Source organism: Pseudonocardia sp. SID8383 (genome assembly GCF_009864975.1).
Classification (GTDB): domain Bacteria; phylum Actinomycetota; class Actinomycetes; order Mycobacteriales; family Pseudonocardiaceae; genus Pseudonocardia; species Pseudonocardia alni.
The window spans coordinates 1-23,830 of the sequence record NZ_WWFY01000551.1 but is presented as its reverse complement, the minus strand read 5'-3'; the positions used below and the strand labels follow the sequence as shown (position 1 = coordinate 23,830).

Sequence of the window (23,830 nt, the reverse complement as noted above, 5' to 3'; positions counted from 1 at the left end):
ACGCCGTGCCGAACGACAGCCCGAACCAGCCGGTGTAGCGGCCCCGCTCCCGCGCCGGGACCAGCACCGCGACGAGTGCGTTCGCGCAGGCGAGGATGCCCCCGGAGGCCGCCCCCTGGACGGCGCGCCCGGCGATCAGCCACCCCATGGACGGGGCGAGGCCGGCCGCCAGCGACGCGACGACGAACAGCGCGATCGCCGCCAGCAGCACCGGGCGCGGACCGCGCCGGTCCGCGAGCTTGCCCCACACCGGCGTCGCCGCGGCCATGGTGAGCAGTGCGGCCGCGGCGACCCAGGCGGCACGGTCCTGCCCGCCCAGCTCGCCGGCGATCGTGGGCAGCGCGATCCCGATGATCGTGTTCGTGAGTGAGCCGGTGAACAGCGCGACCAGGGCGCCGGCGAGCACCGCGGGGGTGGACGGGCGGCGGACGCCCGCCGCCGCGGGGGCCGGCGCCTCAGCCATCGGTCCGGGGCAGCACCTCGTCCTGCAGCCACCCGCCGACCGCCGCGTCGAGGTGACCGGGCCCGGTGCCGCGGTCGTCGACGTTGTCGGCGTGCAACTCCAGCACCGGGATCCCGGCCGCGCGCAGTGCCCGGGTGGTCGCCCAGCTGCCCCGGGCGTCGTCGGACACCAGGTGGACGACCCCGTCGACACCGTGCGCGCGGGCCTCCTTGACGTACCACTCGGCCGACCAGGGTGGCGTGTAGAGCTGGTCGGAGAACGCCGCGAACCGGGCAGCGAGGGTGCGCAGCGGGTCGTCGCCGTAGCGGAGGTAGCCGTCGGCGGCGATGGCCAGGTACATCGACCACACGAAGACCGCGCCGTACCGCTCCTGGATCCGGCGGAACAGGTCCAGGTCGAACCAGAGGCCGCGGCCGACCCACATGAGCCGTGCGCGCTCGTGGTCGGCGACGGCCGACCCGGCGGCGATCCGGTCCGCGACCTCGTCGTGCAGGCGGCGGGCCGCGTCCCGCGCCCACACCGTGCCCCGGTGCCACTGGGGCACCATCACGGCCGGGATGGAGTCGGTGACCGCGACCGGGCAGGGCCGCGCCGCGGCGATCAGGTCCCGGGTGCGCCGGTTCCACTCCTCCTGCTCGTTGGTGAGCGCCAGAACCTCGGCGAAGCGCCGCTCGGAGAACCGCCGCCCGGTGGTCTGCTCCAGGAACCGGATCAGTCCCTCCAGCTCACCGACCATGAGGTCCAGGCGGTCGGTCCCGACCGCCTCCTCCCAGCGGTGCGGCATCAGCTCCCACCAGCGCTCCGGGACGGTGTCGGCGGCCGCGCTCTCCAACGGGAAGAACGTGACGCCGGGCCGGGAGCCCCAGACGTCGAAGATCTTCCGCGATGCGTCGCCGGTGGTCTCGGCGAGCACGATCGAGGGCATCGGGAGCCCGCCCCAGGGCGCGCTCGCCGGGTCCGGGTCGAAGGCGCTGCCGAGCGCGGTGGAGCTGTACTGCTCGGTGTAGTCCGGATAGCCGCGCTCGCGCAGGCGGGCCAGGTGCTCCTGGGTGCGCCGCTTGGCGGACACGATCGACGCCCACCACTGGTTGACCACGTACGGGATCCCCATCGCACGGAACACCTCCTGCGGGGCGTCCGCGTTGACCAGGGCCATCGGGGCCCCGGGGAGGTGGTCGCGCTGCAGCTCCGCGAACCACCGGCGCTGGTACGCCGTCGCCTCGGCCGCGCTGGGAAGCCGGTCCGCCCGGGCCGGGGCGCTCACGCCGCGTCCGCCGGTCGGCGCAGGTCGGCGAGGGCCCGGTCGAGGTCCTCCGGGTCGATCCGGCCGTAGGGCTGGCGTTCCAGCAGCGCCGCCGGGACGCCGGCGGCGGCGCGTTGCGCGGGCCAGTCCCAGGGCGGCGCGTCGTCGTGCTCGCGGACGTAGCCGAGCAGGCCGGCCGCACCCCGGGCGTGGAGCCGGGCGGCGGTGTGCGTGGCCCGTTCCGCGATCGAGGACCGTGCCGCCGACGGCCCGTTGGCCTGGTACCGCTCGGCGAGCGCGAGCTCCAGGCCGGCCGGGTGGCCGGGAGCGCCGACGTCACGGGAGACGAGCAGGTCGCCGCGGTCGTGGTCCTCGCCGACGACGACCAGCCCGGCGGACTCCAGCGCCGCATAGACCGAGGTCCCGTCGTGGGAGGACCCGGTGAGGTGGACGGGGTGCCCGGGGCGCGGGTCGCGCGTGGGCAGCTCCTCGACCAGCGTCGTCAGCAGCTCCGCGGCGCGGCCGGGGGGCAGGGCGCAGGCCGCGTCGACGACCCGGAGGAACTCGGTGCCCGTGAGCCGGCGGGCGGAGCGCAGGTCCCCCACGGCGCGCAGCAGGCCGCGTACCCGGTCGTGCGCCACGACGGCGGCGGCGAGCGCGTCGTCACCGACGGGGCGCCCGGAGCGCTCGCCCAGCCAGGTCCGCAGACCGCGGACCTTGGCCAGGACGTAGCGGGTCGTCGTGCGGTGCGGCAGGTGCAGGACGTCGACCAGGTGCACCGGGGGCAGCGCGACCGACGGCTCGACCCGGCGCAGTTCGCGGAGCACGTAGAACAGCCGCAGCGAGGCCTCGCAGTCCCGCGAGACGACGAGCACGTCGAGCGGGCCGTACGCCCCGTCGAGCAGCCGGGTCAGCACCGAGTGGGCGACCGGGTCGAGTCCGCCGCCGAGCAGGCGTCGTCCGGCCGAGGCGTCCTCCTCCGGCGAACCGGACAGCCGCAGCGGGCGGTAGCCGGCGGCGGTGAGCAGCTCGACCGGCACGTCGGCACCGACGTGGCCGGCGACCGGGCGGGTGTCGCCCGCCTCCGGGCGGGCAGGGGCCGGCAACGCAGCGAGGGCTGCGGACATGGGAACCTCCGGGTCAGATGACGGCGTCGGCGGTGAGTGCGGCGACGTCGTCGGCGTCGTAGCCGAGGAGCTCGCGGTACACGCGGTCGTTGTGCTGGCCGAGTTCCGGCGCGGGGCCGTCGAGCCCGACGTCGGAGCCGGAGAACACGATGGGCATCCCGGTGGCGGACAGGTCGGCCACCGCGCCGTGCCGCGGGTGGGTGAGTGGGACGACCTCCCGGCGCTCGCGCACGAGCGGGTCCCGGACGGCCTCCAGGGGGTCGCGCACCTCCGCCGCGGGCACGCCCTGGGCGGTGAGCCGCGCGATCACCTCGGCCCGGGGCAGGTCCCGGCACCAGGCGGCGATCAGCGCGTGCAGCTCGTCGGCGCGCTCCACCCGGCGGTCCCGCGTGCGGTAGCGCTCGTCGTCGACGAGGTCCGCGCGCCCCATCGCGCGCAGCACGCCGCGGGCGAAGGCGTCGGTGGGCGCGCAGAGCGCGACGTGGCCGTCCGCGGCGGGGAGGATGCCGAACGGGGCGAGCCGCGGGACCATCGCACCGGTGCGCTGCTCCAGCCCGACGGCGTCGTAGGCGTCGAAGGGTTCGCAGGCCACGAGCGAGGTGAGGGCGCCCAGCATGGACACGTCGACGTGCTGGCCCTGTCCGGTGCGCTCGGTCTGCAGCAGCGCCGACACCGTCCCGACCACGGCGTACAGCGGGGCGAGCAGGTCCCCGACCGGGAGCCCGAACCGCACCGGGTCACCGCCGGGCTCGCCCGCGGTCATCATCACCCCGGACAGGGCCTGGATGATCGCGTCCATCGCCTTGCCCGACCCCGGACCGCCCTGGGCGCCGAACCCGCTGATCGAGGTGTACACCAGAGCCGGGTTGATCTCGCGGACCGCGGCGTAGTCGATCCCCAGCCGCGAGGTGACCCCCGGGGAGTAGTTCTCGACCAGCACGTCGGCGTGCCGGACGAGGTCGGTGAACACCGTCTTGGACCGCGGGTCCTTCAGGTTCAGCGTCACGCTGAGCTTGCCGCGGCCGCGCAGCAGCATGGACACCGACATGTCGTCGTCGTGCAGGCGGGACAGCGCCAGGCCGTCCCGGCCGAGGTAGGGGGCGTTGTTGCGGGAGGTGTCGCCGCCGGTGGCGGGGTTCTCCACCTTGATCACGGTCGCGCCCAGCCCGGCGAGCAGCAGGGTGGCGTAGGGGCCGGCGAGTGCGGTGGTCAGATCGATGACGGTGCGGCCGGCGAGCGGCTGGGCGGTCGCGTTCTCGGTCACGCTGTCTCCTCGGACGAGCCCGCCCCGGCGACGAGCCAGTCGTCGCCCCGGCGGACCAGGCGGGCATTCAGCCGGGCACGGGTGGTGATGTCGCGGACGTAGTCCACGACGGGGGAGTCCGGTCCCTGCGGGACGGGACGACCGGCGTCGTCGATCCGGCAGGGGACGATCCCCGCCTCGACGAGCCCGCCGCGGTCGAACCGGCAGGTCGCGACGACGGTGTCGCGGCTCTCGGGGTGGAAGGGGTAGAAGGGCATGTCCGGGTCGGGGGCGAAGCCGTACAGCTCCGTGCGGCGCCGGGCCCACTCGTCCCGCTCGGCGCTGTCCCCGCCGGACGCCGGGGTCAGCGCGTGGGTGACGGTCACGAAGTTGCCGAGTCCGTGGAAGATGGGCTTCCCGCGCCAGACCTCGATGCCGCGCAGGATGTGCGCGTGGTGGCCGAACACGGCGTCGGCACCGGCGTCGACGGCAGCCCTGGCGACGGGCGACTCGTACATCGCGACCGCCGCCGGGGTGTGGCCGACGCCCTTGTGCAGCGCGACCAGCACGACGTCGACCTCGGCACGCAGCCGGGCGACGTCGTCGGTCATCTCCGCCAGCGAGTCGGGGTCGGCGAAGGTGTAGACGCGCGGCGGCCCGCCCGGGCTGGCGTGGTCGAGCTCGTAGTGGGTGAGCACCCGCACCGGGGCGCAGCCCGCCTTGCGGGAGGTCGCCCAGGACTCGCGCGGACCCACACAGTTGTAGGACAGCACCCCGATCCGCAGGCCGCCGCGCTCGACGACGGCGGGCGCGCGGGCCTCGGCGAGGTCGGCTCCCGCGCCGGCGGTGAGCAGCCCGGCCCGGCGTGCGTGGGCGACGGTGTCGGTCACACCGACCTCGCCCGCGTCGAACACGTGGTTGCCGGCCAGGGTGACGACGTCGAACCCGGCGTCGGCCAGCGCACCGAGCGCCGCCGGGTCGGCCGGCGGGGCCGGGACGTCGGTGGACACCTGCGCCGTGGTCGTGGAGTGCGGGACCTCGACGTGGCCGACAGTCAGGTCGGCGGCGCGGAGCAGCGCGGCGGCCGGCGCGAGGAACGACGCGGGGTCGGGCTCGTCGAGGATCAGGTCCCCGACCGCGGCGACGGTGACCGGTGTGCTCATGCGGGGACCTCCCGGGTGTGGCGGGACAGGAAGGCGCGCAGCCGTTCGCTCGACGGGTTCCCGAAGACCTGCGCGGGCGGCCCGATCTCGACGACGCGACCGGCCTCCATGAACACGACGCGGTCCGCGACCTCGCGGGCGAAGGCCATCTCGTGGGTGACCACGACCATCGTCAGGCCGTCGGCGGCCAGCGTCCGCAGGACGCCCAGGACCTCCTCCACCAGCTCCGGGTCGAGCGCGGAGGTGGGCTCGTCGAACAGCAGGATCCGCGGCCGGGTCGCCAGCGCACGGGCGATCGCCACGCGCTGCTGCTGCCCCCCGGAGAGCTGGCGCGGGTAGTGGTGCAACCGGTCGCCGAGACCGACCCGCTCCAGCAGCGCGACCGCCTCCTCGTGGGCCCGGGCGGCAGACCGGCCGTGCACCCGCCGCGGCGCCTCGGTGACGTTGCGCAGCGCGTCGAAGTGCGGGAACAGGTTGAACTGCTGGAACACCATGCCGATCCGGCGGCGCTGGGTGGCGACGCCCTTCGGGCTGAGCGGGCGCAGCCCCCCGCGCTGCTCGGCGTAGCCGAGGAGTTCGCCGTCGAGGTACATCCCGCCGGCGTCGAGGGACTCGAGCTGGTGGACGCAGCGGACCAGCGTCGACTTGCCCGACCCCGAGGGTCCGATCACGACGACGACCTCCCCCTCGGCCACGTCGAGGTCGACGCCGTCGAGCGCGGCGTGCGACCCGAACCGCTTGGTCACACGGTGCAGGTGCAGGACGGGGCTCACGAGGCACCTCCGGCCGCGGCCGTCCGGACGTGCCCGCGGGCGAACCGGCGCTCCAGCCGTCGCTGCGCCACCGTGAGCAGCGTGACGACGGCCAGGTACCAGATGCAGGCCACGAGCAGGTTGGGGACGATCTCGTAGGTCTGGTTGTAGATGATCTGCACCGCGTTGAGCAGGTCGTTCATCGCGATCACCGACACCAGCGCGGTGCCCTTCACGACCGTGATGAACTGGCTCCCCGACGGCGGGATGATGACCCGCATCGCCTGCGGCAGGACGATCCGGAAGAACGTCTGGGCCGGGGTGAAGCCCATCGCGGCCGCGGCCTCGCGCTGCCCGTGGTCGACGCCGAGGATCCCGGCGCGCACGATCTCGGCCATGTAGGCGGACTGGACGAGCGAGAGCCCGATGACCGCCGCGGTCAGCGGGGTGATGACGTCGTTGGCGTCCCAGGACACCAGGGTCGGGCCGAACGGCAGGCCGATCGAGATCCGCGGCACCAGGTAGGCCAGGTTGAACCAGAAGATCAGCTGGACCAGCGGCGGGATGCCCCGGAACACGCCGACGTAGACGGTGGCGGCCCAGCGGACCGGCCCCAGGTCCGACAGCTGCGCGGCGGCGAGCAGGCCGCCCAGCAACGACCCGATCACCATCGCGGCGACCGCCAGCAACAAGGTCGTGACCAGGCCCCGGAGCACCGCGGGAGCGAACAGGTTCGCGGCGACGACGTCCCACTGGAACCGCTCGTTGCCGACCAGGAAGACGACGATGCGGACGACGACCAGCGCCAGCAGCAGCGAGGCGACCCAGCGCCACGGGCGGGACCGGGGACGGGCGGTCGCGACGTCGTGCGTTCCGGGGCCGCTGGTCGACGGCGGCGCGGTGACGGTCACGGCGTGGTCCCCGCGTTCAGCTCCGGCGCCGGGACGGTCACGTCGTCGAGGCCCCAGCGGGACATGATCCCGGCGTAGGTGCCGTCCCGGAACAGCTCCTCGAACGCCCGCTGCATCACCGGCCCGAGCTCCTCGGACTTCGGGACGTAGAGCGCGAGCTTGTCGACGGTGGCGCCCTGCTCCTCGGTCTGCGTGACGTAGGTGTAGACGCCCTGCTGTTGTGCGGTCACGTCGATCGCGGCCGCCTGGGTCATCCCGGCGGCGTCCGCCCGGCCGGACCGGGCGGCGAGCAGGGTGGCGTTGGTGTCGGCCAGCCCGATCGAGGTGACCTCCGGCCTGCCGGTACGGGTGCAGTACCCGGAGAGCAGCCGCAGCTGCTCCTCCACGACGCTCGCGGTCGTCACGGCGACCCGCCGGCCGCACAGGTCGTCGGCGGCCTGCACGTCCAGGGTCGAGTCGGCGGGAACCACGTAGGAGGTCCTGGTGGTCATCCAGGTGACCGTGTCGAACTGCCGCTCGCGCTCGGCGGTGACCTTCACGGGTCCGTTGAAGGCGTCGTAGCGGCCCGCCAGCATCCCCTGCAGCGCGGCCGGGAGGCTGTCGACGACCACGGTCTCGGTACGAACGCCGAGCACCCGGGCCAGGGCGTCCTGGAAGTCCCGGTCGATACCGGTGATGCTGCCGTCACCGGCGACCGTGCGGTACGGCGGATGCGAGTCGCCGGCGAACCGGATGACACCCGCCTCCTTGACCGCGTCGGGCAGTGCGGCGTGCAGCTCGGCGTTCGCGCCGGGTGGCAGCGGGGTCTCCGCGGGGTCCCCCGAGCCCCCGATCCCACAGCCGGCGAGCAGCAGCACCGAGGCGGACAGGACGCCGAGGCCCAGGACACGGGGACGGCGTGGGCGGGTGTGGCGCATGGCGAGGTACTCCCTGCGTTGGGTCGTGCCATGTGTGGGCCGGTCGGCGGTTCACGATCATTGCCGACGTCGACAGCGACGAGCGTCGCACGAGGTGTCGCCTATGACAACACCTCCTTTCCGCTCTGCGGAAGACCGACGGGCGACACGTACGCTCCCCCGCGGGAGGGATGTCGATGCCGGACGACGGGCGCACACGGGCGGAGCCACAGCTGCTGCTGACCTCGCTGCTCGGCGACTACTGGTACTGGCGTGACGAGCACATCCCGTCCGCCGCGCTGGTCCGGCTGCTCGCCGAGTTCGGGATCGGCCGGGAGAACGCCCGTGCGGCGATGCGGCGGCTCGCCGCCAAGGGGCTGCTGACGACCTCGCGCGCCGGCCGGACCACGGCCTACGGCATCCCGCCCCGGACCAGCGACGTCATCGTGCACCGGACCCACCGGATGCTGGTCTTCGGCGCGTCCGCGCCGCCCTGGGACGGCCGGTGGACCGTCGTCGCGTTCTCGGTGCCCGAACAGGAACGCGAGATCCGCACGGCGCTGCGCTCCCGGCTGCGGGTACTCGGGCTCGCCGCCCTGTACGACGGCCTGTGGGTCTCGCCGCACGACCTCGCCGGGCCCGCCCGCGACCTCGTCGCCGAGCTCGGCATCGGTCGGGCGACCGTCCTGCGGGCGACCGAGGTGCCCGGCGGCCCGCACGGCGGGGGGCCCGCGTCGGCGTTCGACGTGGAGGGCCTGGCCGCCGAGTACGCGGAGTTCGTCCGGATCTACGCACCGCTGCGCGACGGCCTCGCCGCGGGCCGGATCGGCCCGGCCGAGGCGCTGCGGATCCGCACCGAGCTGCGGGTGGCGTGGCGCACCTTCCCCGAGCGCGACCCCGACCTCCCCGCGGTCATGCTCCCGGCGGGGTGGGCACGGCCGGAGGCGCAACGGCTGTTCATCGAGGTCTACGACCGGCTCGGGCCGTTGGCGGAGCACCGGTTCCGGCAGGTACTCGCCGAGGTCGACCCGGGTCTCGCCGAGCTGGCCTCGCACCACGACAGCGCCCGCATCGCGCGCCTGTACTCCGAGCTCGGCGACCGGCGGGCACGGGGCGACACCCCGTTCGAGCAGGCGGTCCGCGAGCGCAGGCTCGACGAGGTGGGCCGCGGCAGGCCGTCGGCCTGAGCGGGCACCGCGCTATGGCAGCAGCGCCCGGACCTCGTCGGGGTCCGGGCCGCCCGACCCGATCACCACGACGGCGTCGTCGAACCCCGCATCGGCGTAGCGCTCCAGGTCGTCGCGGAGGCGACCGAGGTCGGCACCCGCGGGCACCGGCAGGGCGTAGGCGACCGCACGTCGCCCCCCGGCGGCCCGGAAGCGGCCGAGGGCCTCGACCATCTCGTCGGGCGTGGTGCGGTAGCCGGAGGCGAGCCAACCGTCGAAGCCGCGGGCGGCCTTCTCCACGTTCGCACCCCAGGAGCCGAGCAGCAGCGGCGGCCGGGTGGCCGGCGGGTCGGCGAGCCGGGCGTCGGCATCACCACCACGTTCCAGCAGGTCACGGAGCCGGACCACGTTCTCGTCGAACATCCGGAAACGACCGCGGTGGTCGCGGCCGAGGGCGGCGTAGTCGGCGCGGGTGGAGCCGGGGCTGATGCCGAACGCGAGCCGGTCCCCGCAGACCGCCTGCAGCGACAGCATCCGGTGGGCCAGTTCGGCCGGGTGGTGCAGTGGGACCTGCACCGTGCCCGTCGACAGGCCGACGCCGTCGGTGGCCCCGGCCGCGACGGCCAGCGCGACGAACGGGTCGGGCACCAGCCGTCCACGGCCGATGATCTCCGGCGCCCACAGGTGCGCGAAACCGGCACCGGCGAGTCGCCGGGCCCACCCGGCGACCGGGTACGGCGGCGCGTCGGACAGGTGCGCGAGCGTCGCGCCGAGGCGCACCGCTACGCCCGCCGGTCCGCGGCGAACCGGGCGTACCAGCGCAGTGCGTCCGGATCGTCGACCGAGGCCAGGTTCGCGGCCCTCTCCAGCGGACGGCCCGCCATCAGCTTCTTGATCGGGACCTCCAGCCGCTTCCCACTCAGCGTGTGCGGCACCGCGGGCGCCTCGACGATCTCGTCCGGGACGTGCCGCGGCGTCAGCCGGGACCGCAGGGCGGACACGATCGTGGCCCGCAGGTCGTCGTCGAGGGTGTGACCCTGCGCGGGGACGACGAACAGGCCCAGCCAGTACTCGTCGTCGGGGAGATCGACGCCGACGACCAGCGCCTCGTCGATCTCCTCCATCGTGTCGAGGACGTCGTAGAAGTCGCCGCTGCCCAGCCGGACGCCCTGCCGGTTGAGCGTGGAGTCCGAGCGGCCGTGGATGGCGACGCTGCCGTCGGCGTGCAGGGTCACCCAGTCCCCGTGCCGCCACACGCCGGGCCAGGTGTCGAAGTAGGAGTCGGTGTAGCGCTCGGCGTCCGGGTCGTTCCACAGGTGCACCGGCATCGACGGCATCGGCTGGAGGACCACCAGGTCACCGACCTCGTCGACGACGGGGTTCCCGTCGTCGTCCCAGGCCGCGCAGTCGACACCGGCCAGGCGACCGCCGATCCGCCCGGCCCGCACCGGCGAGTATTCGTTCGCGCCGACGAAGGAGCCGGAGACGTCGGTGCCGCCGCTGGTCGAGTCGATCCGCATGTCCGAGCGGACGTGGGAGTACAACCAGTCGTAGCCGGCGGGCGGCAGCGCCGAGCCGCTGACCATGACGTGCCGCAGCCGGGACAGGTCGTGCTCGGTGCGCGGGGACACCCCGGTGTTCGCCGTCGCCGTGACGACCGCCGCCCCCATCAGGACGACGTCGGCGCCGGTCCGGGCGGCGACCTCCCAGACCGCACCCGGCGGGTGGCCGGGGCTGCCCTCGTAGAGCACGATGCTCGCGCCCTGGGTGAGCGCCCCGAGCTGCATGTTCCACAGCGCCCAGCCGGTGGAGGTGTAGGTGAACATGCGCTCGCCGGGCCGCAGGCCGCAGTACAGCCCGGACCACTTCAGGCCCTCGAGGGTGATGCCGCCGTGGCCGTGCACGAGGCCCTTCGGCAGGCCGGTGGTGCCGGAGGTGAACAGCACCCACAGCGGGTGCGAGAACTCGACCTGCGCGAACTCCGGCTCGGCGTCGACGGCGAGCAGCTCGGCCCACGGCGTCGCGCCCTCCGGCACCGGCCGGTCGAACACGGAGGGGACGGCCACGACGTGGCGCACCGTCGGCAGCTCGGCCCGCAGCCGCGCGACGACGTCGGCGCGGTCGACCTCGTGGCCGTTCCAGTGGTAGCCGTCGGCGACGACGAGCACGGTCGGTTCGAGCTGGGCGAGCCGGCCGATGGTGCCCTCGGCACCGAAGTCCGGCGAGCAGCACGACCAGACCGCGCCGACCGCGGCCGCGGCCAGCAGCCCGATCACGGCGTGCTCGGTGTTGGGCAGGTAGGCGCAGACCCGGTCCCCGGGGCGCACCCCGGCCCGGCGCAGCCAGCCGGCGGCGGCCGCGACCGACCGGCGGAGCCCGCCACGGGTGATCTCCCGGGCGGGCGCCCCGCCCTCCTGCACGCACACCAGCGCGGGGTCGTCGTCGGCGCCGCGGCGCAGCGCGTGCTCGGCCCAGTTCAGCCGGGCCCCGGTGAACCACCGGGTGTGCGGCATGTCGTCCGCGGTGCGGACCTGTTCCCACGGCGTCGAGAACGCGACGTCGTAGTAGTCGACGACCGAGCGCCAGAACCGGTCGACGTCGGCGACCGACCACGTGTGCAGGGCGTCGTGATCGTCGAACGGACGGCCCTCCCGCTCGGCCAGCCAGTCCAGGTAGGCGCGCAGCGCGGACTGCTCGATGCGCTCCGCCGACGGGCTCCAGAGGACGTCGGTCATCGGTGTCTCCTCCGTGGGGCGTCCCGCGCGTCGGCGGGCCCACCCGGGAGGTGGACCCGCCGACGCGGTGCTGCGGTGCGGTGCCGCGGTCAGCCCTCGGCGGGGTCGCCGAGGGACACCCGGCTCGGGGTGCTCAGGAGGCGAGCACCTTCGGCATGATGTCGTTCTTGATCCGCTTGAGGTCGTCGAGCGTCTTGGACACCGGGACGTCGGCGAACGGCGGCCAGATCAGCGGCATGGTCATGCCCGCCTCCTTGTACGCCTTGAGCCGGTCGGTGAGCTGCTTCTCGGTGCCCACCAGCAGGTTCGACGCGACACCGTTGACGGTCTGGTCGACCTCCTCGTCGGTGATGACCGTCCAGATCATCGAGCAGATCTCCAGGTCCTTGGCCCGCTTCGGGCTGCCGATCTCCTCGAACTGCTCGTCGATGGCGGTGATCCACTGGGCGAGGCGCTCGGGCGAGTCCTGGATGCCGATCCAGCCGTCGAGGTCGTACTTGGTGATCCGGCGCGCCGAGCGCAGCGGGTCCTTGAGGCCGCTCATGAAGATCGGCGGGCGCGGGTCCTGCAGCGGCTTGTGCCCGAAGCCGCAGGCGTCGAAGTCGGCGAACTCGCCGTGGAACTCGTAGTGGTCGGCGCCCTTGTCCCAGATGCCCTGCATGATCTCGATCGACTCGCGCACGTGCTTGTGGCGCCTCGGGAAGATGTCCGTGGCGCTCGCCGCGGCGAACTCCTCGGGCATCCAGCCGGAGCCGACGCCGACGTTGAGCCGGCCGCCGGCGAGGTGGTCGATGGTCGCCAGCTCCGCGGCGAGGACGCCGGGCGAGCGGAACGGCGTGTCGATGATGCTCATGCCGATGCGGACCTTGGTGGTCTTCGCGGCGAGCCACGGGATCAGCGGGTAGCCCTGGAACCACCGACCGCGCGAGGACACCGGCAGCCCGTTCGGCAGCCCGTCCATCATGCCGAAGGAGTACTGCAGCTCCTGACGGTCGGACTTCTCGGGGACGACGATCCGGTCGAGCGTCCAGACCGAGTCGAAGTCGAGCTCCTCGGCGAGCGCGGTGAGGTCCTCCAGCTCCTTGACCGTGACGAGGTCGCGGAAGTTGGGGAGGTACAGAGCGAGCTTCATGTGATGCTGCCTCCTTGCGGCATGACAGGGTCGCTAACGGGAGAGTGTGACGCGGATCTCGTTCTTGAGAACCTTACCCACGGTCGAGCGCGGAAGATCGGCCCAGAGCTCGACCTGCTTGGGGGCCTTCACGGAGCCGATGCGCGCCTTGACGAACGCGACCAGTTCCTCGGTGTCGATCTCGGCACCGGGCTGGGGCTGGACCACCGCGGTGACCCGTTCGCCCCACTTCTCGTCGGGCAGCCCGACGACCGCGCAGTCCCGGACGGCGTCGTGCGCCATCAGGGCCTGCTCCACCTCGGCGGAGTACACGTTGAACCCACCGGAGATGACCATGTCCTTGGCCCGGTCGACGATGTGCAGGAACCCGTCGTCGTCGAGCAGGCCGATGTCGCCCGTGTGGTGCCAGCCGTGCGCCGACACCTCCGCGGTCGCCTCGGGGTTGCGGTGGTAGCCCGCCATCACCAGCGAACCGCGCACACAGATCTCGCCGCGCTCACCACGCGGGACCGGGTGGCCCTGCTGGTCCAGGATCGCGACGGTGACCAGCGGCGACGGCCGCCCGGCCGAGGCCAGCCGTTCGGTGGCGACGCTCCCGTCGGCGTGACGGTGCTCGGCGGGCGACATCGTCGAGATCATCATGGGGGCCTCGGACTGGCCGAACAGCTGCGCCATCGGCCCGATCCGGTCCAGCGCCTCGGTCAGCCGGGCCACCGACATCGGGGCCGCGCCGTACCAGAAGCACTGCAGCGACGACAGGTCCGTCGCGTCGAGCGCCTCGTGGCCGAGGACCATGTAGATCAGCGTGGGCGGCAGGAACGTGTGCGTGACCCGGTGCGCCTCGATCAGCTCCAGGAACCGGCCGACGTCGGGCTTCGCCATGATCACGACCTCGCCGCCGCGAGCCAGCACCGGGAAGCACAGGACGCCCGCGGCGTGGGTCAGGGGCGCCAGCGCGAGGTACACGGGCCGCTCGCCGAACGGATAGCTCATCAGCGTGATCGCCGACATCGTCTCGACGTTGCGGTCGGTCAGCAGCACGCCCTTGGGACGCCCGGTGGTGCCGCCGGTGCCGACCAGCGCCACGATCTCGTCGGGCGGTGCCGCCTCGGCGGACGGGTCGTCGCGGGCGGCGTCGAGCCAGGCGTCGAAGGCCTCGGCACGACCGTCCGGGCCGGGGTCACCGAGACGCACGAGGGTGGTCAGCTGCGGGAGGTCCGGGGCGATCTCGGCGACCAGGCCGTCGAAGGAGGGCTGGTAGATCAGCGTGGTGCAGTCGAACAGATCGAGCAGTTCGGCGGTCTCGCCCGCCGCGTTGCGCGGGTTGATCGGGCACCACACCGCGCCGGCGCGGGCGATGCCGAACACGCAGGAGAACGCGGTCGGGTCGTTCGCCGAGAGGATGCCGACCTTGTCCCCCGGCGCGACGCCGGAGCGGCGCAGCGCCCGCGCGACGGAGTGCGAGAGCTCGACGACGTCGCCGTAGGACAGCGTCGTGCCGTCGAGGGTCAGACAGGGGGCCGCGGGATCGAGGGAGGCGCCCTTGTCGAGGTAGAAGGTCAGCGACATCGCGGCTCCCCGGATCTGCACCGTTGCGGACAGCGACGACCGTGGCGGGAATCTGGACAGTTGTCAAGAATTCCTGCCCGACCGGGGTGGGGAACGCCGACGGCGGACGGCCCGGGAGTGGTCCCGGTCCGTCCGCCGTCGTGGTGCGGGGAGTGGTGCCTACGCCTGCCCGGTCAGCGCCCCGGCCAGCGGGCCCAGCGGCGGCGCCCACTCGCGGATCTCGGCGCGGGCCACGACGCCGGCCGTGGAGAACGGGTCCGCGTCGACGATCGCCTGCACGGCGGCCCGGTCCTCGACGCGGAAGATCAGCAGGCCGCCCGGGGCCTCACCCGGGGCCCAGGCGCCGGCGACGAGCATCGTCCCGTCCTCGGCGAGGGGGCGCAGGTAGTCACGGTGGGCCGGACGCGTGGCGTCCCGGAGCTCCGTGTCGTCGGTGTAGGTGTAGATCAGTGCGAAAGTCGTGGCCACACCGCGATCCTCGCACGCGGCGACGCCGACGGGGCCACCGTCGGCGTCGTCGTCCGTCGTCACTTCGCCGCGAGGCGCTCCAGGCGACGGGTGGTGGGCCAGCGGACGTTCGTCGCCCAGCCCGCCTTCTCGAAACCGCGGATGACCACGGCGGAGATGTCGATCTGGCCCTTCTTCACGCCGTGCCGGGCGCAGGTCGGGTCGGCGTGGTGCAGGTTGTGCCAGGACTCGCCGCAGGACAGCACGGCCAGCCACCAGACGTTGGCGGACTTGTCGCGTGCGGCGAACGGGCGCTCGCCCCAGATGTGGCAGATCGAGTTGATCGACCAGGTCACGTGGTGCAGCACCGCGACGCGGACGAAGCCCGCCCAGAACAGCGCGGTCAGCGCACCCCACCAGGACATCGTGATCAGACCGCCGAGCAGTGCCGGGCCGAGCAGGCTCGCGACGACGATCAGCGGGAACGCCTTGTCGACGCGGGCGATGTCGCGGTCCTCCAGCAGGTCCGGGGCGAACCGCTTCATATTGGTCAGGTCGCGCTGGAACAGCCAGCCCAGATGGGCGTGCCAGAAGCCCTTGACCAGGGCCATCGGGCCGGTGCCGTAGAGCCACGGCGAGTGCGGGTCGCCCTCCTTGTCGGAGAACGCGTGGTGCCGGCGGTGGTCACCGACCCAGTCGAGCACGCTGCCCTGCAGCGACAGGCTGCCCGCGATCGCCAGCGCGATCCGCAGCGGGCGCTTCGCCTTGAACGCGCCGTGGGTGAAGTACCGGTGGAACCCGACCGTGACGCCGAGGCAGCTCACGTAGTAGAAGACGACAGCCAGCACGACGTCGGTCCAGCCCAGGAAGCCCGCCCCCCAGGCGAGGGGGACGGCCGCGAGCAGCGCCAGGGTCGGCAGGACGACGAACAGCCCCACCAGGAACATCTCCCCCGGCGGGCGCTTCCCGTCCAGGACGGGTGCGGGCCCGCTCTTCGTGGGAGCCGGTGCCGCGTCGAGTGTTGTCATGGCTCCACTACATCGGGTGACCGGCGTCGGCACAGTCCGGCTGGCCCCCCTGTGTGGAAGGGGGTATCTCCTCGGCTGGGCCGTTCGCGCGATCCCGTACCCCCGTGAGCAGAACCTGCGACGACGACGTGACCGTCCGCTCGCGGTGAACAGCTCACCGGGGAGCCCGCGATCGGGCGGGCGGCGTACGTCACCGCGATCCTCAGGGTTCGGTGAAGACGTCGTCGATGAGCACGGTGACCTGGACGGGTTCGAGGTCCGTGAGGTGGCGGACCGTGGCGACCACGGCGCGGCGGACGTCGTCGGCGAGCTGGTGCAGCGGGCGTCCGAAGTCCGCGGCGAGGGTGATCTCCAGGGCCGTGCTCGCCCCGGCGACGCCTGCGGTGACCTCGGAGTCCGAGTCGCGGTGGCCGGACAGGTCACGGCTCAGGGCGACGCGGACACCGGGAACACCTTCGGCGGAGTGCCGCGCAGCGGCGACGACCACCCGCGCGGCGACGCGGGTGAGCCCGTCGGCAGTGCGGACGGTGGCGTAGTCGCTGTCGTCGATCGCGCTGCGGATGCGCGCGAGCGCCTCCTCCATCGGCCCCTCGGGCGCGATCACCTGCTCGGCGGCCAGGTCGCGCAGGGGTGACAACAGCCGGTCGTACTCCGCGAGAGCCGCCTGGCAGTGCACGCAGCCCTGCTGGTGCACGTCACGGTCGGCACCGCGGCCGTCGGCGACCTGGGTGAGCAGCGTGTCGACCGACCTGCCGCAGGTGAGGGTGTCCCGGTCCCGACGGTCGGTGTGGTCGGGCTGGTCGTGCTCGGTCATGCCCACTCCCGCATGGTGTCGGCGAGCCGGCGGCGGGCTCGGTACAGACGGCCGCGCAAGGTCGGTTCGGAGACGCCGAGGATGGCGGCGGCCTCGTCGTAGCCCAGCTGCTCGATGTCCACCAGCACGACGGGGGCCCGCTGTTCAGGTGGGAGACCGGTGACCGCCGCCAGCATCGCCGAGAGCCTGTTCCTGGCCATCACCTGGGCGTCGGCGCCCGGCGAACTGACGATGTCGGGATCGGTCAGGGGTGTGTCCTCACGGCGACGCCTGATCGTGCCCAGACAACGGTTCACCACGATGCGGTAGAGCCACGTGGTGAACAGGCTCGTGCCCGCGAATCCGGCCAGCGCCGTCCACAGCTGGATGACGACCTCCTGGGCGACGTCCTCGGCGTCGTCGGGGTTGCCGAGCATGCGCAGGGCGATCCGGTAGATGCGGTCGCGGTGTCGCCGTACGAGCGCCTCGTAGGCGTCGAGCGAACCCTCCTGGGCCTTGCCGACGAGCCAGTCGTCGGCCTGGTGGTCGAGCCGCTCGGGACGGGGCCCACGCCGCGCCGGGACGGGGCGGGGCCGGCTGTCGTCGTGCGCCACGTGGCTCCGTACCTCCGGCGGGATGGTCGACGCCGACCTGTCGGCCTCGGGAACTCGTTGCTGCGGTGCCGAGTGCGCCGACGCCCCCGAGCCGGCGACAGGGGCGACGGACATGCGGACGATCGTTGCGTAGACACGAACATCCCGCCCGGCGGAGCAGTGCGCCCACGCGCGCAACGGGCGGGGGTCACCTGTAGTCCTCGACGGTGACGGTGATTCCCGCGTCGGGGATGACACAGCGGACAGCGGCTCTGACCTGGTCGGCGATCTCGGCGATCGGATGGGGGTAGCGACCGACGACGTGGACGTCGACATGCGTGGAGCGTCGAGCGTCCGCGCCCGTCCGCTCGGCGCTCCCCGGGTCGACGCCGAGGCGGACACCCACGACTCGCCGTCCCGGCAGATGGGTGGCGACGGTCCCGAAGGGCCCGCCGTGGAGATCGACGACGCCCGGACAGCCCCGTACCGCGTCGGCGAGTGGGACACTGAGGTGGTCAGGATGTACTGGTCGGGGGTCGGTCATGGGCCCTCTCCTCTCTCGTCGTCGCGAGCTGTCGAGGTCGTGTGGGGGGTGGGCGCCCGGTCGTGCGCCGCCGGCTGTGTGTCAGGTGCGATCGCAGCCAGGTCCACGCACAACCGGGTCAGAACCGGTTCCGGCACGAGCGCGATGACGTGCGCCGCAGCTCCGGCATGCGTGCGGCATCGACCTCGCCGACGATCCGCAGCACCACGGTCCCCGGGCCCGGCCTGTCCACCAGCACGTCAGCGGCATGGTGCTCACTCATTCGGTCGTCCTCGACATCGTCGTCGGTGATCGGGTGATGCCGGGTCCGTCGGCGGACCGACCGCGGACGGGCGCATCGCCCGCAGATTCACCACCTGGTCGACGCGGACGAGAGGCAGCCGGTCGGTGCGGCGCCGCGGAGAGCACCTGCAGCCCTCGATCACGACGACGATCTCGGCCGCCCGTCCGGCGGAGGCAACGGATGCACGGACCAGGGCGGCGATCCCGTCGGGCGTGCAGGCCGTCCGTCCGACGGCCGGGGAAGGTGGCCGTCGACCTCGCCGCAGGGCCCGGGTGCGAGTTCCCTCCGGCAGCGCAGCTCAGCGCCCGGGTCGCGGCCGGGGCGAGGGCCGGCCCGGGGTGGACGTCACGCGATGCGGGCCGCTCCGCCGCCGAGGGTGTACACGCCGCGGACCTCGCGGGCCGCCGGACCTGCGATCTCGGCGACGACTGCCTCGGCGATCCGGGTACTGCCCCGGCCGGAGGACAGCGCGCCCGACGCCGCCGGGCCCGGGGTCGTCGCCGTGGGGGTGTCCGAGGTGGTCATGTCCTGTCTCCCTTCGTGCCGCGGGCCCGGCCGCCTGGTGTGCCGGGGCCTCTGCGGCGGAGGAGGCCTCCGTTGCCGGAAGGTCTCGTTCCGTTCCACAGCCGTGGGACACGATCGGGACAGGATCCTCACGCGGCGGTGCTGTGATGTGAACCATCGCCGAGCGGTCGGTCCTCGCAACCGGGGGAGACCGGTGCCGGCGAGAGTGGAGGGTCGTCCTGCCACCCGGCGTCTCGCGAATCGTCCATAGCCCTGCGTCACGCTGTCGGCCGGCCGGCACGGCCTCGACCACGGGGAGCCGTGCGAGCGGTCCTGCCGGAGACGTTCCGGAGCGGACCGCTGATCGGACCTGGAGCCGGAGGTCGGGATCGAACCGACGACCTACCGCTTACAAGGCGGTTGCTCTACCACTGAGCTACACCGGCGGGCAGGCCCCAGCCTAACCCGCCCCTCCGTCGCAACCGCTCACCCCGCCCGGCCGTCGGACGGTGTGAGGTAGGCCGACGCCCCGACGCCGGTCGGCGGCCCGCCCCTAGCCTGGTGGGCGACGCCAGACCCGCACGACGGAATGGAGGGATCGTGGCCGAGGAGACGCCGCCGGCCGACCGGTTCGCACGGCGACTGCGCGGCGCGCTGCGGCGTGACGCGAAACGGCTGCTCACCCCGGGTCCGTCGACGGTGCCGATGCTCATGCTCGGCCCGCAGGTCCCCGACGACGCCCGTGTGCAGGAGGTCCTGGACCTCTGCATGCGGATCGGTGAGATCGAGCTGTCCTCCGGCGAATCGGTCGACGAGGTCACGGCGACGATGCTGCGGCTGGCCAACCTGGCAGGTCTGCCGGCGGTCGACGTGGACATCACGTTCACCTCGATCACGATGTGCTGCCACCGCGGCAACGCCGCCCAGCCGGTGACGACGATGCGGCTGGTCCGCTACCGCACGCTCGACCTGTCCCGCCTCGCCGAGACCGAGGCGATCATCCGCGACGTCGAGGCGGGTCGGCTCGACGTGCGGGCGGCGTCGTCGAAGGTCTCCGAGGTCGTGCGGCACCCGCACCCCTACCCCCGCTGGGTGGCGACGTTCGGCTGGGCCGCGCTGGCCGCGTCGATCGCCCTGCTGCTCGGTGGCGGCCCGCTGACCGCGACGACGGCGTTCGTCACCACCGCGATCATCGACCGGATCGGCCGGGTACTGGCCCGGCGCGGGGTCGCAGCGTTCTTCCAGCAGGTGGTCGGTGGCTTCCTCGTCACCGCCTCGACGGTCGCCCTGGTGCAGCTGGAGGTGTTCCCGCCGGGCACCCGGGCGTCCTACATCGTCGCCGCGGGCATCACGGTGCTGCTGTCCGGGCTGAGCGTGGTCTCCACCGTGCAGGACGCCCTGACCGGCTACTACCTGACCGCGGCCGCCCGCATGGTCGAGATCTCACTGCTGTCGGCGGGGCTTCTGACCGGCGTCGTGCTCGGCCTGCAGCTCGGGCTCGCGATGGGGACCCAGATCGAGGTGTCCGGGGACCTGCCGTCGGGACCGGGCCAGTTCGGGCTCTCGCTGGTCGCCGGTGCGCTGGCGGCGGCGTTCTACGCGCTCGCCGGGTACGCACCGTTGCGGTCGTTGCCGATCGCCGGCGCGGTCGGCGCGTCGAGCTGGCTGGTCTACGGCCTGCTCACGCAGAACGCCGGGCTCGGCCAGGTACCCGCGACCGGGGCCGCGGCCCTGGTCGTCGGGCTCGCGGCGGGCCTGCTGCGGCGCGGCACACAGACCCCGCCGATGGTCGTCACCCTCGCCGGGGTCACCCCGCTGCTGCCCGGTCTGGCCGCCTACCGCGGCTTCTACCAGCTGGCGATCGAGGGGCCGTCCGAGGGATTGGTGACGATCACGATCGCGCTGGCCGTCGGTCTGGCGCTGGCCGCGGGCGTCGCCCTGGGGCAGTTCGTGGCCAGCCCGCGCCGCCGTCCCGAGGACCGGCCCGGCGGGGCCGAGAGCTCCCCCACCGGCGCCGCGGCCGTCGGCGCCCCGGTGCCCGACACCACGGCCGACGGGGCCGATCCGAAGTAGGGTCGCCACGGGGCGAGCGTCGAGGAGGGCATGTGTCCACAGGGGAACCGGTGACCGCAGCGGATCTGGTGGTGGTGGCCAACAGGCTCCCCGTGGACCTGGAGCGGCACCCGGACGGCAGCACCACCTGGCGTCGCAGCCCGGGTGGCCTGGTCACGGCGCTGGAGCCGACCCTGCGGGCCCGGGAGGGTGCTTGGGTCGGCTGGCCCGGCGTCCCCGACGCCGAGGTCGAGCCCTTCGCCGAGGACGGCCTGTCGCTGTTCCCGGTGATGCTGACCGCGCAGGAGGTCACCGACTACTACGAGGGCTTCTCCAACGGCACGCTCTGGCCGCTCTACCACGACGTCGTCGCACCGCCGCAGTTCCACCGGCACTGGTGGCGGGCCTACACCGCGGTGAACCAGCGCTTCGCCGAGGAGGTCGCCAAGGTCGCCGCGCAGGGCGCGACGGTCTGGGTGCAGGACTACCAGCTCCAGCTCGTCCCGGGGAAGCTGCGCGAGCTGCGCCCGGACCTGCGGATCGGCTTCTTCCTGCACATCCCGTTCCCGCCGGTCGAGCTGTTCCGCCAGCTCCCGTGGCGGACCCGGATCATGGAGGGACTGCTCGGCGCGGACCTCGTCGGCTTCCACACCGACGGCGGCGTCCGCAACTTCCACTGGCTCGCCCAGGAGCTCGCCGGGGCCTCCCCCGACCGCGACCCCGAGGTGCTCCACCACGGCGGACGGCGGATCCGGCTCGGCGCGTTCCCGATCTCGATCGACTCGCACCGGCTCGACGAGCTGGCCCGGACCCCCGAGGTCGAGAAGCGCGCCGCCGAGATCCGGACGGAGCTCGGCAGCCCGGAGAAGATCGTGCTGGGGGTCGACCGGCTCGACTACACCAAGGGCATCGACGTCCGGCTCCGCGCGTTCCACGAGCTCCTCGAGGAGGAGCGGGTGTCCGTCGACGACGCGGTGATGATCCAGCTGGCGACGCCGTCGCGGGAGCGGGTCGAGCACTACCAGCAGATGCGCGCCGACATCGAGCAGGCCGTCGGCCGGATCAACGGCGAGTTCGCCCGCGTCGGGCACCCGGCGGTGCACTACCTGCACCGGTCGCTGCCGCGCGAGGAGCTCGCCGCGTTCTTCCTCGCCGCCGACGTCATGCTCGTGACCCCGCTGCGCGACGGCATGAACCTCGTCGCCAAGGAGTACGTCGCCTGCCGCCCCGACGACGGCGGCTGTCTCGTGCTGTCCGAGTTCGCCGGTGCCGCGATCGAGCTGACCAGCGCTCTGCTGGTCAACCCGCACGACACCGACGGCGTCAAGGAGGCGCTCTACGCGGCGCTGACCATGAACGCCGAAGAGGGGCGCAAACGGATGCGCACGCTGCGCCGCCAGGTCCTCGACCACGACGTCGACCGCTGGGCCACCGGGTTCCTGGAGGCGCTCGGCATCCGGGTCGAGCAGTGAGCCCCGACGCCGCCGTGGAGCAGCTCGCCGGCGTGGGGCGGCTGCTCGTCGCCCTCGACTTCGACGGCGTACTGGCCCCGCTGGTCGACGACCCGTCGGCGTCGCGGCCGCTGCCCGCCTCGGCCGACGCCGTCCGGCGCCTCGCGGCGCACGACGCGACGACCGTCGTGATGCTGTCCGGCCGCGGCCGCGACGACCTCGCAACCGTCTCCGGGTTCGTCCCGCCGGTCGGGCTGGTGGGCAGCCACGGCGCCGAGTACGACGACGGGCTCGCCGCCCTGCTCGGGCGCGGCGGCCTGCTGACGCCTGCGCAGGAGCGCCGGCGGACCGCGCTGCTCGACGGCCTGCGCACCCTGGTCGACGGGACCCCCGGGGCGCGCCTGGAGACCAAGCCCGCGGGCGGAGCGGTGCACGTGCGCGGCATGGACCCGGCCGCCGGGGCGGCGCTGCTGGAGCGGGTCGACGCCGAGTGGGCCGGTGACGGCGTCGACGCCGTCGCGGGCAAGGACGTGCTGGACCTGGCCGTCGTCGAGACCACCAAGGGCTCCGCGGTGGAGGCGCTGCGGTCGGCCCTGCACGCGGACGCGGTGCTGTTCGCCGGGGACGACGTCACCGACGAGACCGCGTTCCGGGTGCTGGGCGACGGCGACGTCGGCATCAAGGTCGGCGACGGCGACACCGCGGCCCGCTTCCGGGTCGCCGACCCGCAGGAGATGGCCGGGGTCCTGGAGCGGCTGGCCGCGCTGCGCTGCGGGTCCTGACCAGGTCCTGACCGGGTCCTGACCAGGTCGCGGCAGCTCAGTCGAGGTCGGCCAGCGCGGCCGGGGGCTCGCGGCACGGGTCGTCGGCGGCGGGCAGGTCGGAGGCGTTGCCGGGGATCCCGAGGCCCTCGGTGGCGGCGAGCCCACCCATCTGGTTGTACCAGCGCGGGGCGCGCTCGCGGGCGTGCCAGTAGCCCTTCGCGCTGATCCAACCGCGTTCGCCGGGGTCGGCGACACCGTTGCCGTTGGAGTCGCCGAGGAAGCGCATGCCGCCGCCGGGGGCGCGTTCGACGTGCAGCGGGGACGGCAGCAGCCCGATGAGCTGCGCGGACTCGTCCACGCTGAGCGAGCGGCTGGACTTGCCGAAGTAGTACCAGGAGGCGGCGCAGACGCCGTAGACGCGCGGCGCGAACTGCGCGACGTTGACGTAGATCTCCAGGATCCGGCGCTTGGACATGACGAGCTCCATCGTCTCCGCCGGCGGGATCTCCAGTGCCTTGCGCACCGGTTCCAGCGGCGGATAGCGCCCGGCCCACAGGAACAGGTTCTTCGACGTCTGCTGGGTGATGGTCGACCCGGACGGGTCGTCGGTGCCGTCCATGTACGCCTGCACGCGCGCCCACTGCATCCCGTAGTCGACGGCGAGGGTGCGCTCCGGGAACTGCTGGTCCTCCTGCCCCATCACCACGATCAGGAAGTTGCGCGACACGTGCTCGGCGTCGGTCCACTGCGCGACGGTGGGCCCGAAGTTCCACAGCCGGAACATCGTGTACGGCGGGTTGACCAGGGTGAACAGCAGCACCAGGACCAGCGGGACGGCCTGGGCGACCAGGGCCCAGCGCAGCAGCCTGCGCAGCCGGACCCGGGTCGACGGCGGCGGGGTCCCGGGGGGCCGCTGCGGCCGCAGCCGGCGCAGTCGTTCCCGCAGCGCCGCGACCTGCGGCCCGATCGGG

At 73.5% G+C, this 23,830-nt stretch carries 24 protein-coding genes and 1 tRNA gene; 4 read left to right on the top strand and 21 right to left on the bottom strand.

The genetic code is table 11. The features are described from left to right. The 8 genes from GTW08_RS13460 to GTW08_RS13425 form a co-directional block, all read right to left on the bottom strand. A partial coding sequence (locus GTW08_RS13460) for an MFS transporter (protein WP_161151994.1) occupies positions 1-463 on the bottom strand: 463 nt, incomplete at its 3' end. Next, positions 456-1,727, bottom strand: a complete 1,272-nt coding sequence (locus GTW08_RS13455) for a 2-hydroxyacyl-CoA dehydratase family protein (protein ID WP_073576717.1) — start codon at positions 1,725-1,727, stop codon at positions 456-458. The genes GTW08_RS13455 and GTW08_RS13460, both read right to left, overlap by 8 nt. Then, positions 1,724-2,833: a 2-hydroxyacyl-CoA dehydratase family protein gene (locus GTW08_RS13450; RefSeq protein WP_073576718.1), complete on the bottom strand. Its 1,110-nt coding sequence runs from the start codon at positions 2,831-2,833 to the stop codon at positions 1,724-1,726. Before GTW08_RS13450 ends, GTW08_RS13455 begins: the two co-directional genes overlap by 4 nt. Before the next feature lie 13 nt (positions 2,834-2,846). Next, complete coding sequence (locus GTW08_RS13445) at positions 2,847-4,097, bottom strand: CaiB/BaiF CoA transferase family protein (protein WP_073576719.1); 1,251 nt, start codon at positions 4,095-4,097, stop codon at positions 2,847-2,849. Further along, positions 4,094-5,239 carry a CapA family protein gene (locus GTW08_RS13440; protein WP_073576720.1) on the bottom strand — a complete coding sequence of 382 codons (1,146 nt, stop codon included), beginning with the start codon at positions 5,237-5,239 and terminating at the stop codon, positions 4,094-4,096. Before GTW08_RS13440 ends, GTW08_RS13445 begins: the two co-directional genes overlap by 4 nt. Beyond that, complete coding sequence (locus GTW08_RS13435; protein ID WP_073576721.1) at positions 5,236-6,012, bottom strand: amino acid ABC transporter ATP-binding protein; 777 nt, start codon at positions 6,010-6,012, stop codon at positions 5,236-5,238. Before GTW08_RS13435 ends, GTW08_RS13440 begins: the two co-directional genes overlap by 4 nt. Beyond that, the gene (locus GTW08_RS13430) at positions 6,009-6,902 is read right to left on the bottom strand and encodes an amino acid ABC transporter permease (RefSeq protein ID WP_073576722.1); all 894 of its coding nucleotides are present in this window, start codon (positions 6,900-6,902) and stop codon (positions 6,009-6,011) included. Before GTW08_RS13430 ends, GTW08_RS13435 begins: the two co-directional genes overlap by 4 nt. Next, positions 6,899-7,819, bottom strand: coding sequence for a transporter substrate-binding domain-containing protein (locus tag GTW08_RS13425; protein WP_073576723.1), 921 nt, complete (start codon positions 7,817-7,819; stop codon positions 6,899-6,901). Before GTW08_RS13425 ends, GTW08_RS13430 begins: the two co-directional genes overlap by 4 nt. 170 nt (positions 7,820-7,989) lie before the next feature. On the opposite strand from GTW08_RS13425, the gene GTW08_RS13420 reads away from it, so the two are divergent. Further along, positions 7,990-8,985, top strand: coding sequence for a PaaX family transcriptional regulator C-terminal domain-containing protein (locus GTW08_RS13420; RefSeq protein ID WP_073576724.1), 996 nt, complete (start codon positions 7,990-7,992; stop codon positions 8,983-8,985). Between the two features lie 12 nt (positions 8,986-8,997). Here the strand turns inward: GTW08_RS13420 and GTW08_RS13415 are convergent, their stop codons facing one another. From GTW08_RS13415 to GTW08_RS13360, 12 genes are all read right to left on the bottom strand, one after another. Beyond that, positions 8,998-9,744: an LLM class flavin-dependent oxidoreductase gene (locus GTW08_RS13415; protein WP_073576725.1), complete on the bottom strand. Its 747-nt coding sequence runs from the start codon at positions 9,742-9,744 to the stop codon at positions 8,998-9,000. A 2-nt stretch (positions 9,745-9,746) separates the two neighbouring features. After that, on the bottom strand, positions 9,747-11,699 hold the full coding sequence (locus GTW08_RS13410) for an acetoacetate--CoA ligase (protein WP_073576726.1): 1,953 nt from the start codon (positions 11,697-11,699) through the stop codon (positions 9,747-9,749). 133 nt (positions 11,700-11,832) lie between these two features. Next, positions 11,833-12,831, bottom strand: coding sequence for an LLM class flavin-dependent oxidoreductase (locus tag GTW08_RS13405; RefSeq protein WP_073576727.1), 999 nt, complete (start codon positions 12,829-12,831; stop codon positions 11,833-11,835). A gap of 33 nt (positions 12,832-12,864) precedes the next feature. Next, positions 12,865-14,400, bottom strand: a complete 1,536-nt coding sequence (locus GTW08_RS13400) for an acyl-CoA synthetase (protein WP_073576919.1) — start codon at positions 14,398-14,400, stop codon at positions 12,865-12,867. A gap of 159 nt (positions 14,401-14,559) precedes the next feature. Next, complete coding sequence (locus tag GTW08_RS13395; protein WP_073576920.1) at positions 14,560-14,868, bottom strand: YciI family protein; 309 nt, start codon at positions 14,866-14,868, stop codon at positions 14,560-14,562. Between the two features lie 59 nt (positions 14,869-14,927). Further along, entirely contained in the window at positions 14,928-15,875 is a 948-nt protein-coding gene (locus GTW08_RS13390) for an acyl-CoA desaturase (RefSeq protein WP_073576728.1), read from the bottom strand. 202 nt (positions 15,876-16,077) lie between these two features. Next, positions 16,078-16,689, bottom strand: a complete 612-nt coding sequence (locus GTW08_RS13385) for an Asp23/Gls24 family envelope stress response protein (RefSeq protein ID WP_139282895.1) — start codon at positions 16,687-16,689, stop codon at positions 16,078-16,080. Continuing rightward, positions 16,686-17,396, bottom strand: coding sequence for an RNA polymerase sigma factor (locus GTW08_RS13380; protein ID WP_083658818.1), 711 nt, complete (start codon positions 17,394-17,396; stop codon positions 16,686-16,688). The genes GTW08_RS13385 and GTW08_RS13380 overlap by 4 nt, the downstream gene beginning before the upstream one ends. 73 nt (positions 17,397-17,469) lie before the next feature. Then, complete coding sequence (locus tag GTW08_RS13375; RefSeq protein WP_073576730.1) at positions 17,470-17,805, bottom strand: Asp23/Gls24 family envelope stress response protein; 336 nt, start codon at positions 17,803-17,805, stop codon at positions 17,470-17,472. A 118-nt stretch (positions 17,806-17,923) separates the two neighbouring features. Next, positions 17,924-18,067 carry a hypothetical protein gene (locus GTW08_RS13370; protein ID WP_161151993.1) on the bottom strand — a complete coding sequence of 48 codons (144 nt, stop codon included), beginning with the start codon at positions 18,065-18,067 and terminating at the stop codon, positions 17,924-17,926. A 366-nt stretch (positions 18,068-18,433) separates the two neighbouring features. Next, positions 18,434-18,613 (bottom strand): Asp23/Gls24 family envelope stress response protein, encoded by a 180-nt coding sequence (locus GTW08_RS31050; RefSeq protein ID WP_073576731.1) that lies wholly within the window; start codon positions 18,611-18,613, stop codon positions 18,434-18,436. Between the two features lie 350 nt (positions 18,614-18,963). Continuing rightward, positions 18,964-19,038 (bottom strand) — tRNA-Thr (locus GTW08_RS13360). Between the two features lie 154 nt (positions 19,039-19,192). Between GTW08_RS13360 and GTW08_RS13355 the strand changes: the two genes are divergently transcribed. Genes GTW08_RS13355 through otsB form a run of 3 tightly spaced genes read left to right on the top strand, consistent with a single transcriptional unit; the run spans position 19,193 to position 22,877 of the window. Next, positions 19,193-20,665, top strand: coding sequence for a threonine/serine ThrE exporter family protein (locus GTW08_RS13355; protein ID WP_100878895.1), 1,473 nt, complete (start codon positions 19,193-19,195; stop codon positions 20,663-20,665). Positions 20,666-20,715: 50 nt separating this feature from the next. Next, on the top strand, positions 20,716-22,116 hold the full coding sequence (locus GTW08_RS13350; protein WP_304580162.1) for an alpha,alpha-trehalose-phosphate synthase (UDP-forming): 1,401 nt from the start codon (positions 20,716-20,718) through the stop codon (positions 22,114-22,116). Then, complete coding sequence (otsB, locus tag GTW08_RS13345) at positions 22,113-22,877, top strand: trehalose-phosphatase (protein WP_073576734.1); 765 nt, start codon at positions 22,113-22,115, stop codon at positions 22,875-22,877. Before GTW08_RS13350 ends, otsB begins: the two co-directional genes overlap by 4 nt. Positions 22,878-22,914: 37 nt before the next feature. On the opposite strand, the gene GTW08_RS13340 is transcribed toward otsB, so the two are convergent. Beyond that, the coding region (locus tag GTW08_RS13340; protein WP_202417122.1) for a transglycosylase domain-containing protein at positions 22,915-23,830 on the bottom strand (916 nt) is incomplete at its 5' end.

Excerpts from the sequence above, each read along its gene's own strand:
- GTW08_RS13410 (WP_073576726.1), bottom strand. The coding sequence starts at position 11,699 with ATGACCGACGTCCTCTGGAGCCCGTCGGCGGAGCGCATCGAGCAGTCC.
- GTW08_RS13440 (WP_073576720.1), bottom strand. The coding sequence starts at position 5,239 with ATGAGCACACCGGTCACCGTCGCCGCGGTCGGGGACCTGATCCTCGAC.
- GTW08_RS13390 (WP_073576728.1), bottom strand. The coding sequence starts at position 15,875 with ATGACAACACTCGACGCGGCACCGGCTCCCACGAAGAGCGGGCCCGCA.
- GTW08_RS13420 (WP_073576724.1), top strand. The coding sequence starts at position 7,990 with ATGTCGATGCCGGACGACGGGCGCACACGGGCGGAGCCACAGCTGCTG.
- GTW08_RS13450 (WP_073576718.1), bottom strand. The coding sequence starts at position 2,833 with ATGTCCGCAGCCCTCGCTGCGTTGCCGGCCCCTGCCCGCCCGGAGGCG.
- GTW08_RS31050 (WP_073576731.1), bottom strand. The coding sequence starts at position 18,613 with ATGACCACCTCGGACACCCCCACGGCGACGACCCCGGGCCCGGCGGCG.
- GTW08_RS13405 (WP_073576727.1), bottom strand. The coding sequence starts at position 12,831 with ATGAAGCTCGCTCTGTACCTCCCCAACTTCCGCGACCTCGTCACGGTC.
- GTW08_RS13385 (WP_139282895.1), bottom strand. The coding sequence starts at position 16,689 with ATGACCGAGCACGACCAGCCCGACCACACCGACCGTCGGGACCGGGAC.
- GTW08_RS13400 (WP_073576919.1), bottom strand. The coding sequence starts at position 14,400 with ATGTCGCTGACCTTCTACCTCGACAAGGGCGCCTCCCTCGATCCCGCG.
- GTW08_RS13370 (WP_161151993.1), bottom strand. The coding sequence starts at position 18,067 with ATGAGTGAGCACCATGCCGCTGACGTGCTGGTGGACAGGCCGGGCCCG.
- GTW08_RS13380 (WP_083658818.1), bottom strand. The coding sequence starts at position 17,396 with ATGTCCGTCGCCCCTGTCGCCGGCTCGGGGGCGTCGGCGCACTCGGCA.
- GTW08_RS13375 (WP_073576730.1), bottom strand. The coding sequence starts at position 17,805 with ATGACCGACCCCCGACCAGTACATCCTGACCACCTCAGTGTCCCACTC.
- GTW08_RS13425 (WP_073576723.1), bottom strand. The coding sequence starts at position 7,819 with ATGCGCCACACCCGCCCACGCCGTCCCCGTGTCCTGGGCCTCGGCGTC.